General features: G+C 43.1%; 11 protein-coding genes and 1 tRNA gene. 3 read left to right on the top strand and 9 right to left on the bottom strand.

The features are described from left to right. Positions 1-37: 37 nt before the first annotated feature. The 7 genes from A3763_RS21345 to A3763_RS21315 all read right to left on the bottom strand — a co-directional run bounded on the left by A3763_RS21345 (position 38) and on the right by A3763_RS21315 (position 6,994). Positions 38-901, bottom strand: a complete 864-nt coding sequence (locus tag A3763_RS21345) for a DUF4892 domain-containing protein (RefSeq protein ID WP_068553128.1) — start codon at positions 899-901, stop codon at positions 38-40. Further along, entirely contained in the window at positions 882-1,754 is an 873-nt protein-coding gene (locus A3763_RS21340) for an alpha/beta fold hydrolase (protein ID WP_068513671.1), read from the bottom strand. The genes A3763_RS21345 and A3763_RS21340 overlap by 20 nt, the downstream gene beginning before the upstream one ends. Before the next feature lie 25 nt (positions 1,755-1,779). Next, positions 1,780-2,550, bottom strand: a complete 771-nt coding sequence (locus A3763_RS21335) for a TatD family hydrolase (protein WP_068508560.1) — start codon at positions 2,548-2,550, stop codon at positions 1,780-1,782. A 114-nt stretch (positions 2,551-2,664) separates the two neighbouring features. Then, on the bottom strand, positions 2,665-3,015 hold the full coding sequence (locus A3763_RS21330) for a PilZ domain-containing protein (RefSeq protein ID WP_068513675.1): 351 nt from the start codon (positions 3,013-3,015) through the stop codon (positions 2,665-2,667). A gap of 162 nt (positions 3,016-3,177) precedes the next feature. Continuing rightward, positions 3,178-4,191, bottom strand: coding sequence for a DNA polymerase III subunit delta' (locus A3763_RS21325; RefSeq protein ID WP_068513678.1), 1,014 nt, complete (start codon positions 4,189-4,191; stop codon positions 3,178-3,180). A gap of 58 nt (positions 4,192-4,249) precedes the next feature. After that, positions 4,250-6,274, bottom strand: coding sequence for a transglutaminaseTgpA domain-containing protein (locus A3763_RS21320; RefSeq protein WP_068513681.1), 2,025 nt, complete (start codon positions 6,272-6,274; stop codon positions 4,250-4,252). A 30-nt stretch (positions 6,275-6,304) separates the two neighbouring features. Then, positions 6,305-6,994, bottom strand: coding sequence for a DUF58 domain-containing protein (locus tag A3763_RS21315; RefSeq protein ID WP_231872279.1), 690 nt, complete (start codon positions 6,992-6,994; stop codon positions 6,305-6,307). A 399-nt stretch (positions 6,995-7,393) separates the two neighbouring features. Between A3763_RS21315 and A3763_RS21310 the strand changes: the two genes are divergently transcribed. After that, positions 7,394-8,020: a hypothetical protein gene (locus A3763_RS21310; protein WP_068513687.1), complete on the top strand. Its 627-nt coding sequence runs from the start codon at positions 7,394-7,396 to the stop codon at positions 8,018-8,020. Between the two features lie 45 nt (positions 8,021-8,065). Here the strand turns inward: A3763_RS21310 and A3763_RS21305 are convergent, their stop codons facing one another. Further along, entirely contained in the window at positions 8,066-8,521 is a 456-nt protein-coding gene (locus tag A3763_RS21305; protein WP_068513689.1) for an isoprenylcysteine carboxylmethyltransferase family protein, read from the bottom strand. 143 nt (positions 8,522-8,664) lie between these two features. Here A3763_RS21305 and A3763_RS21300 point away from each other — a divergent pair. Then, a tRNA-Ser gene (locus A3763_RS21300) sits at positions 8,665-8,752 on the top strand. 1 nt (position 8,753) lies between these two features. Here the strand turns inward: A3763_RS21300 and A3763_RS21295 are convergent. After that, positions 8,754-9,497 (bottom strand): type 1 glutamine amidotransferase, encoded by a 744-nt coding sequence (locus A3763_RS21295; protein WP_068513692.1) that lies wholly within the window; start codon positions 9,495-9,497, stop codon positions 8,754-8,756. A 174-nt stretch (positions 9,498-9,671) separates the two neighbouring features. Between A3763_RS21295 and A3763_RS21290 the strand changes: the two genes are divergently transcribed. Then, positions 9,672-11,036, top strand: a complete 1,365-nt coding sequence (locus A3763_RS21290; protein WP_082880551.1) for a CHAD domain-containing protein — start codon at positions 9,672-9,674, stop codon at positions 11,034-11,036. The last annotated feature ends 126 nt before the right edge of the window (positions 11,037-11,162 follow it).

Below are 11,162 nucleotides of genomic sequence, written 5' to 3'. Positions count from 1 at the left end.
TCATAAAAATGCACAACGAATACTGAACAATTAACGATCAATACGCATACAACCTGAACCAAACAGGAAGCTTTTCAAACGAAGGCTCTCCATGCAATGGCCCAAGTACTCGAAGCGTGATAGGTAATTTGGCTTGCCCTAGGGATTTACTTAACACTGCTACCTGAACCTCACCTTTTGTACGCAACTGATCCCAAAGCACTTTGGTTGGCTTCAGTTCTTGATCTGCATAGACAACCAAATATAGCTCAGAGGCTTCTACCGACTCAATATACCGGGCTATTGCCTCCGCTTGGTTTTTCGTAACATCACCCTCGCCCATGGAAGACCCGTTAAGCCAGACACCAACTGGCTCCGCATAATCCCCATCAGCAGCCGAGCTTTTGGTCACAGTCAGCTCATATATGAAACGCTGCCTAAGGCCATTCTGCACAAAATAGACGGCCGACCAGACTTCTTTCCCCTTACTGAGTGCCCTGCTTGCAACATAGTATTGATCACTATCACGGCCATACAGCTTATGCTCATCAAAAATTTTGTTCGCCCAGTAATTACTGCTGCCACAAGCGCGTTTTTTACACTGGAATAAGATTTCGCCTTTTACTGCTGCAGACTCCAGGTAATAATCAAAAGCCTGACTTAGCTCAACACCACTTTTGAGCCGATATAAACGTGACTCGACATCACCTGCAACAAACTCTTGCTTCTCGATACTCAAGGTATTACTGATGCGCTTCGGCGCGCTCAAAACGATCATCTGTTCAGAAGCTAAGCTTTCAACACTGCCCTCTAAAGAGACAGCCTTATAATTTTCCAAGCCTGAACTCAGCACATCCTGTACCAAGAAAAAAGATAGCAATAAAGTGAAAACCAGACTCTTTTTACTTATCGATAATTTCATCAATTAACTCCGCTGTTGCTGCAACATCACCATCCATGTGGAAGTGATGCCCACCTTCTAGGTCAAAGCGCGTAACATCCTTAAAATAAGATACCCGTTTTTGAGTCCTCTGAGCATCCGAGAAATACCCTTGTTTACCACATAAAACAAAGACCGGACATTCGATACCATTTAACACAACTTCAACTTGTTTTTCAGAAAACCGTACCATAGAAGGGGCTAGTAATTTCGGGTCTGAGCGCCAAATATAACCACCTTCTACCTCCTCTGTACCTCGCTCAATTAACAGCTGCGCTGCTTCTTTTGATACTTTTCCAATCCCCATCATTCGAACGCGAATAGCCATTTCTTTAGTTGGGTAAATGGTCTTTTTACTCTCTCGCGTCTGAGCAGCCTTTGCTACCGCTTTTTTAAGCTGTGGCAATACATTTTCTATTTCGTCTGTTAGAGGCCCTAAACTATCTAATAGAATTAGTTTATCAACCTTTTCTGGCATTGATGCAGCTAAAAACGAACACACAATCCCACCTAACGAATGACCAATCAAGGTAACTTTCTCGCCCGCATCATCAATCTGTTCGAGCACAGAATCTATAAACACGGCAATATCCACCACATTATCGACTAAATGATAAGACGACGAACTTGGCCTATGCTCGCTCCAACCATGCCCAGCCATTTCGACTGCATAGAAGGGACGATCTAGATTTAGGTAGTTGCATAGGGGTAGAAACGAAGCCGCATTGTCGAGCCATCCATGCAGTGCGATAACCGGCACACCATGACGTACACTATTTTTATAACCCGACAAACGCAATTTATCGGTTTGAATACTAAAAGGGCCTAACTCCATTCCATTCAACCTTTATGATAATTCGCTAGAGTCTAAACAGTTTCTTAAAGTTCTCACTTGTGACCTCAGCAACCTCTTCTACGCTGCAGCCCTTTAACTGTGCAATATATTTGGCAACCTCAGGTACATACTTAGGCTCATTTGGCTTGCCACGATACGGAACCGGCGCGAGATAAGGAGAGTCCGTCTCTATCAGCATGCGCTCTAATGGGACTCGCTTAGCAACATCCTTTAGCTCTACAGCATTCTTAAACGTAACAATACCTGAGAATGAGATATAAAAGTTATGATCCATCGCTCTGGAGGCCATATCCCAATCTTCAGTAAAACAATGCAGCACTCCCGCGACATCAGGGGCTGAGTATTGGCCAATGAGGTTTAGCGTATCTTCCTTCGCATCTCTAGTATGAACAATAATTGGTTTTCGACATTCTTTACTGGCAATTAAATGACGCTTGAATCTTTCCAGCTGAAGATCTTTATGCTCCAGGCCATAATAGTAATCCAGCCCCGACTCTCCAATCGCAATGACTTTTTCACGCTCAGCAAGCGATAATAGGCGTTCAATAGTGGGCTCTTCACAATCGGTACTACCTGGGTGCACGCCAACCGAAGCATAGACATCGGGAAATTTAGCTGCAATCTGAAGCACTTCTTCAATATGCTCCAGGTCAATTGCGACACAAAGCAATTTGTCTACAAGGTTTTCTTTGGCAGCTGAAATTGCAAGCGACAAGTCGCCTTCATATGGAGCTAATTTCAGACGATCAAGGTGGCAGTGGGAGTCAATAAACATGAAAATCAAGCGCGCTCTTGTTACAACGATAAAGCCGCACATACTAACTAAAAATGCGTATCTATGCGACTCACTTGAAGAATCGTATCAAGAAATTGGGGCACCCCCCTATTATTACATACTATGTGTAGGACGATCTGAGCTTAAAGAGCCTGCCAGGTAGGTTTCAATCTTGTTTTTGGCAGTAGCATCTTCTTCGTTAAACTGAACACCGATGCCCGCTGCTCGATTACCCTGAGCACCCTTAGGAGTCACCCAGATAACCTTCCCAGCTACCGGGATTTTTTCAGGTTCTTCCATTAGATTTAACAGCAAAAACACCTCATCGCCAAGATGATAGTTTTTTGCGGTAGGTATAAATAGTCCGCCGTTTTTAATGAACGGCATATAGGCGGCATATAAAACAGCTTTATCCTTGATTGTTAGGGTAAGGATACCACTACGCGCCCCAAATCCTGCTGACATACAATTCTCTTAACAATAACGCGCCCGTACAAACACTTGAATACAAAGCACTAATTGGTCGTTGCACCCACTGTAACCCGAACAGTTTCGAGTAGTATTAAGGTGATATATCTTCAGTATAGGCAAGCAATTGAAAATTGCTTCACACTTTTGAGATCTTTATTAAACCGTTCTTTTAGCCATTAAGCCAGCCCATTGGTTCAATAAAAACTCAAACACCAGCTGCTTGTTAGGATTGCTTGTACCGAGCAACAAACGCAGTTGATCCAAGGCACTTTTGTATAAATCAAGTAACTGAGCCTCGGTCGAAACCTTAGCCAAATGGTCGATCATTTTTGCCGCCGCAAGTCCTTCAGTGGAAAAGCTGGCCAACTTGACCTTTAAAACGAGCTCCAACCATTGAATCATCCACTCTACACGTAGAATCGACAAATCATCGCTCCACCTTTCAGCCAAAACAAGGGCCAAAACATCTTTACGAAGAAAGCTAGCCATTTCTTCTAGCATACGTTGATTTTCTTCAAGCGCGCCCGTTTTAACGTACTCCAAAGCTCTTAGCGGGGCTTGGGCCGCCAGCGCTAAAACCGAGTCTAACTCAGCTCCAGACAAGCTAAGCTCGTCTTTGTTCAGCGCCGCTTCTAGCCACTGCTTCGCTGCAGACGTTTCAGGTAACGAAAAGTCAATCACCTGACAACGAGAACGAATCGTTGGAAGTAACTGCCCCGAGCTATGTGATACTAAGATAATAACGGAATCGCCACTCGGTTCTTCAAGGGTTTTCAATAGCGCATTCGCCGCATTATGATTAAGTGATTCTGCAGGAGATAACACTGCGAGCTTTCGCCCCCCCTGCATGCTCGATTGCGCGAAAAACTCAACCATATTTCTAATCGCATCGACTTTAAGAATAGAGCTCCCTTCTTCGGGACCAATATGCTTATAGTCGGGGTGAGTTTCAGATTCGACAAGACGACACTGTTTACAAGTGCCGCAAGCTTGCTCAAGCTTTCCCTCAGACGTACTTTCACACAAAAGATACGCTGCTAGACTCTCCGCAAACTGTAGCTTACCGATTCCCTCAACACCATTTAACAAGAATGCGTGTGGAACTTTATTTTCTCTTACCTGCTTGAGCACACGCTCCCACTGAGCCGCCTGCCAAGGAAAAAATGACATTACCTGATTCCTTTAACCGTTTTAGCCAACACCAAAGACCAATTTTACCTTGATGACATCAAGACTGATATTGCTTTCGCTCTAAGTCACTCGTCACTCGCTCTAAAATACGATAGAGGTATTGCGGTGCGATAGAATGAATACGTAATAAATATTGCCTGGGCGTTTCACCCAGCGTTCTGCTATAGCCAATTCGAGCTAATACGTAGCAGCACATCATATATTTTTTCTCTGTCCAGGTATATTTGAAGGCATACTTTTGGCCCCACAAATAGATGGTGAATAAAATAAAAATAGCGACAAGCACATACGCAAATAAACTGGCGACACTTAAAAGGCTGTACTCCCCTAATACCGAACTGACAAACTTTTTATGCTCTCCCTGATTGTAATTCACTACCCATTTTTGCCAGCCATAACTCATTTTATCAACATATTGCCCCACCCACTTAACAAGCGCTAATTGCTGCCCAACTGATGAAAGTGGTGAGTCTTCAAGAAAGCCTTCTTTCTCGCGAAAGGCATCAGCCCCACCATCCAATATTCTTTCTGGTGCAACCATCGAGGTAGGGTCAGCCCTAAACCAACCTTTACCAACTATGTACACTTCAACCCAAGCATGCGCATCGTATTGATGGACAACCATATATTTTCCATTATCGCGCAACTCTCCACCTTGATACCCGATCACTACGCGAGCAGGAATATTTGCAAGCCGTAACATGTAAGCGAGGCTCCCTGCATAATGCGCGCAGAACCCCGTTTTTGTATCAAACATAAACTCATCGACGAAGTGCTCACCAGTCGTCTCGGGTTTAAGGGTGTAATAAAAATTCTGCTTGGCGAAGTTTTCCATTAGGGCTCGAAAGAGTGCTTCAGGTTCAGGGTATCGCGCCTTCATCTGCGCGATATATTGCTGTGTTCGAGGGTTGCTAGATGCACCTGGTCGCTGCAAATCTTGTACAACGGGCGTTCTGATTCGATCCACCCCCTTAAGCTCGGATAAAAAGGGTAATGAGCCAACCGCTATCCCAAGACTCTCTTGATAACTCAACTTGTATCGCGTCGCCTGAATGGCATCGTTTTTTAGGCTAAAAATGCCCATCTCACCTTTCAGTAAGTTACTACTTAAGGGCTGCCCATCATCGAGAGCAAAAGCCCAACGATTTTGATGCGGTTCTAGCATCACCTGGTAAGTAGCGCCGTCATGAGAATAAAGTTGGCCTGGGTCAATTTTATAGCGACTGACCGGATAATACTCAATACTTTGCCGCCACTCTCTGCCGTCAAACTCGTCGAGTACTAAACCTCGCCAATAAAGGTTTGACTTGGCGGGGACAACACCACTGAAATCTGCTCTAAAAGCCACTTCGGAAGACTTGGTAAGTGAGGCAATATCGCCAGGAGACATAACATTGCTAATACCTGTCTTTCCTTGCTGAGTTTTGAAAGGCATATGCCACAACGGAGCTATACGAGGAAAGAATAAAAACAGCACTATGACAAGAGGTATAGACACGGCCATGAGTTTGAAAAGCATTTTACCCAAAGTAGAAATACCACGCTTCCCTAAAGAAAATTCAGCGCCTATATTCTGGGATAGCAACACGTAAAAGCAAACAGCTATCAGTAGCAACTGCAACAGCGTATGAAATACACCCTGACTAAATAGAAACGAGACACAACTTAAATACAGCATCGTAAAAATACTTGTAAACAACTCTTTGTCAGCCTTGATCTCTAGAAACTTCAACACAGCTGTCAGAAACAAAAAGGCGCCAGCCATTTCAACAGAAAAGTTGGTTTTATAGTGCGCGACAAACACCGCGCAAGAAGCAAGCGTTAAGCATGTTTTGACAAATGTGCTTACCGGCGGGCTATTTCGCTTATAAGCTATAAAACGATAGACACAGATGAATAACGTAAAAACGATTAGCCATATGGGAAGATGATCACTGTGTGATATCAGCTGTAAGATGATAACTAATAGCAAGGCGCCAACCGGCTGCGCACGGACCGCAAATACGTTGCTCTGTCCGCTGATCACTGCTTTGTCATCACCTTCTCTTAAGTCTTTCTGCATTATCAAGCCACTAATATGATCACGTGCAAATTAATATAAGGCTAGCTGTTTAAGGCAGGCATAATAGTGCGCCTCACTTGAATCAGGTTCAATCACTATCACCGGTAACTCAAGACCAAAAGCTTGCTTAGCCTTGTACAGCCGAGTTATTTTCTCACACATAAACTGTAAGCGTTGCTCTTTTCCGTAGGGTTCATAATCTTGCCAACGTACACGGCTTGCATCTGAAGCAGTTAAGTCATTATCTTTAACCACTAGCAATTCAGAGCTTGCATATTTTTTCCAGTTAATACGCTGCATAGAATCGCCCGCTTGATAAGCACGAAGCGAATTATAGTCATCGGACCTTTGATCGCTCCTCAAACCTTTTTCAGCGCTATTCTCTGCTTTTGTAGGACTCCCTTCTACAGGTTTTGGGTAAACGAGTAGCGAGGCATCCAGTTTCAGCCATGTCCAGGCTCGAACCAGCCCAAAGGGAAAGCACGACTCCAAACGCAATCTTTTTAAGGTATGGTATCCCCGGTTTTTAAGTCCACCTTGAACCGGATATTCATTAAGATTATTCGTTACCGGAGGGACGGCACTCATTTGTCCTGCATCAAAGCCCACTTTAAGACCAAATGCCACTCCCTGCTCTTTTCTGTATTTCACGTAAAAGTAGCCGCGCTCCCCCTCAAATACACCCTCTTCTTTACCACTACTAATTTCAAGCCCGGACATATTCAAAAAACACATCCAGATAGAGAAAAAGAAAATCGCACCTAAGAAGAATGTAAATAGGTAAATAAGGCTATTCTGATAATTAATTGCCGTTATCAGCATCAACAACAAAAGTAACAGATAAGCAAAACCCGCACGCGAGGGGAAAATGTATATATTTTTTTGGGATAATCGAAAATAGTCACTTCGCTTACTGCGTGACGCAATCATCTCACCAACTCGTTCAGCTAAGGGCAACTTCAACTAGACACATCCCGCATAATTACTTTTCTTAACAGAAACATAGACTATAAACCTTGCATTAGCAGATCTCAGCCTAAATAATTACAGTATAGCTGACAGGTTGCTCACTTTTTCACCTGTTATTCTGCTGATCGTATAATATCGCAGGCACCGAATATGAACACTAGCTCTAGCATCATCCTAAAAGCGTCACCTTTATTACTACTGCCACTAATGGCTGGCGCAGAAGTTAAATCTCTTAGCAGTTCAGAGTTAACCGAAACCTATATCAAGGACTCGACAATTATTGTTACGCCTAAAAAGCAGGAAATTGAGACAACTCAAAAAACCTACTCCAGCCTGACAATTGCCCCGGTTGAAAATGTAGACCAGGATATGGATAAGCTAGGGCACCAACAGAACCACGTCGATGGCACTGCCAGCTCTGTCCTACTCAGTGAAGAAATGCTACGAAATGCAGCGATTGCTTCAGCAACCATCGCGCCTATTGACGTTGTGATCCCAACCTACGACGAGGTTAACACTCGCACAATGGAAGAAGTCATGAACGATACACGCTACGCGGTACCCGAGGGTGATTTCGACTTTGTCTATATTGGTGGCGACGGTGCCAACGATCTTGGGCTAAGTAGACAGGACAATCAACTTACCTTTTCAATTGGCAACCTTCCTCAAATTGACAAGATTGAACTTCCTCACGGTATTGATGAAGGTCCGCTTCAAATTACCCCCCGCGTTGGCGGCGGATTTGACCTAACCATTAATATACCTGATCAAAATTAGTAAAAGCTCATATAGCAGTCTATTTTTTTCTAACCTAATAGGCTGCTAAACCCACCTTCTCACTTGTTCGCAATACTCCCTGTAACTCGCCCCAAAGATCTTTACCAAAGCACGCTCTTCGGGCTTTATTTGAATTGCCGTCATGACATAGACGTACAATGCAAACACTAAGAAGTTAAAAGGGTTTGCCAAATACACAGCCCAAGCAAGCAACAGCGCTGCCATACCCACATACATTGGATTTCTCGAGTACTTATAAACTCCATCAACCACAAGCGTGGTCGCATTTTCAGGTTTAATAGGGTTAACGGTTGTTTTATTTTTCCAGAAGCTAAATACCGCTGGCATTAAGAAAAACACAGACGCAAGCCCCAAGACAGCCATAACAATACCAGCCAAGAGCCCAAACCGATATAGACTCACTGAAATCAAAGTATCCAGCCCATACATAATGCCTGCTGCAATCAGTGTTTGAAGTGGTGGAGGAATCCGAATATTCACGAGAACATATACCTATAAGTTAACTTTTATTAGCTACTAACGGGTTCAACTATTGCAATGATTAAAATGCTAGTTTAGAGTAGCGCACCTTTCTGGGAGCGTAACAGGGTTTACACCATTTGCGAAGCTAGAAAGTTCAAAACGGAGAGGTGTCCGAGTGGCCGAAGGAGCACGCCTGGAAAGTGTGTATACCGCAAGGTATCGAGGGTTCGAATCCCTCCCTCTCCGCCAATTAGTTTCCTAACAACACCCTATCAACAAACAACCCTATCAAATGGTTAGATTCTGGTGTTTCTTGGGCGCTTTCTAATACCTCTGTTAAATGCCCATCATCATCTGTATATTTTTCTTTGTAGTAGGTCAGCCTGTCAATCAAAATATCTCGATCAACTTCAGGATGGAACTGGAATGCCCAGAATGGTTTGTTCGCAACTCTAAAGGCATGGCAGCAAATATCGGTATAGGCTAATTCTATGCAGCCTTCGGGTGCCGAAATCGCTTTTTGCTGATGAACCGATACTGCGAGAAAGTCATTTCTGATGCCACGAAAGACCTGATCTGAAGCAGCATGTTCGGTGAGAGATATTGGGATAGTGCCCATCTCGTAATTTTCTTTGTCATCAATAATTTCACGTCCCAATGCTTGGGCAGCTAACTGAAAACCAAAACAAGATGCAAATACAGGGGTTTCATTTTCGACACACTGTAAAAGCAAGCGTTCAGCGTGAGGCACGAAAGTATATGTTTCAGGCTCCAAGACATTTGCCTCACTGGCTCCACCTACAAATAGTGCATCGTAGCCCTGCGCTACATCTCTCGCAAAGTCTGGCTGATCGAAAACGTTTAATACATCAAATTGGGTGACATCAAGCTTACTGTATCGAGCAAAGCTTTCTAATTCTTCCTGCTTAACTTGCTCGGTTTCCCTGATTTGTAATAATAATATTTTAAGGTCTGATCGTTCTTTGCTGGGCATAGGTACTTTCTTAATCCATGTTTTTTGACATACACCACTTTAGCAAAAACAACGAACAACTGTAAGAATTAGCAAATACAATCAAAACCTTGCAAACTAACTGTCATCTAAAAGGTTTATTATTGAGGAAGAACTTTTCTCACTAACATTTTTGATATTTCTAGAGGCTTTCTGATGAAGCACTTGTATCTCTTACGCCACGCTAAGTCCAGTTGCTCTAAGCCTTCTCTTTCGGATTTAGACAGACCACTGAACAAGCGAGGATTACGTCAGATAGCTATCATGTCTCCTATTCTTGAAGCTGACGGCGCATTACAAGCAAACATCTACTCCAGCAATGCAGAACGTGCACGGCAAACTATTCAGGCAACCCTTACATGCGCTAACTCATTCACTGAAGTCAAAACTGACAAAGATCTATACACGTTTAGCAGGAAGAAATTACTAAAATGGCTGCATAAGCTCGGCGATGATGAAAATGAAGTATTGATCGTTGGCCATAACCCCGCTTTTGAGGAACTTCTCGAGTTTCTATTAAAAACACCCATAAAACGTTTTCCTACCTGCAGCTATGTTCATTTAGAACTTGATACGCCAAGCTGGGCCGCTTTGTCTCCTCTTCAGGCTAAAGTACGACGCTTGATTACGCCCACGTCGGCGAGCTATGAAGAATATATGTGTAAAGTAAACAAAGCAGCTCATGACGCCGAAAGCGATCAAACACAAATCCGGTCTAATTTACTCAAACTACACAAAATGTCCTTGGGCTTATTGCCTGGCTGTCTTGCAGATATAGATTCCGAATTTGTTCATCAATACAGAGTTTGTCTAAGAAAAACCCGGTCAATTGCTAGCATGATTTACACCTTAACAAAAGACAAAACGCTTGATCAGCACCTACGGAACTTAAAACAGCACGCAATGCTCACTGGCGAGCTGAGAGATTTAGACGTATTTCTAAACTACCTTTCAGTCATTTCTGGTGAAGAGCAAGGCACATACGGTGAGGGGCTTTCTCAACTATACCAAGACCTCGAAAAAATACGTCACGAGAAGCTGTTAGCATTCTGTGAATTCGCCAATAGTGAACGTTTTCTTCGAGACAACAAACAATGGAAGCAGTTTCTTAGATCTAGTGAATTTGAACAGCTGTGTGGAAAAACTAATGATGACAAGCTTACTGACAAACAAATTGAGCTATCAGACAATATCAGTCGACTTATGGATAATTTAACCTCAAGCAATCAAGATGACGACCTTCACCATATCCGTAAGCTAATTAAGAAAAGCCGCTACCTCTCTGAGCTTACTGGCTCCAAAACAAACTCAGCCAAACAATCTTACAAAGCCCACCAAGCGCTCTTTGGGCGTTTCCAGGACTTATGCGTACAGTGTGAAATGTTAGGTAGGTATATTGAGCTACAGACTAAGAATGAAAATAAACAAGTGAAGACTTCTGCCAAAAAACTATTGAAGCACCTGCAACAACAAAAGACTGATCAAAAAGAAGTAATTTGTAAGCGAGAGCCTCATCTCTAAACTATTGGCGGATCAGTTTTTGTATAGCAATAGATATAAAACAATTTCTCATCAAAATTCCCTGCGACTTTACGTTGTATGGACTAAACTAAATTCCTGTTAATCCACTATTTTATGAGTTTTATA

The organism is Oleiphilus sp. HI0128, assembly GCF_001635365.1.
The sequence above is the reverse complement of the archived record's forward strand: the minus strand, read 5'-3'. Positions and strand labels throughout refer to the sequence as shown.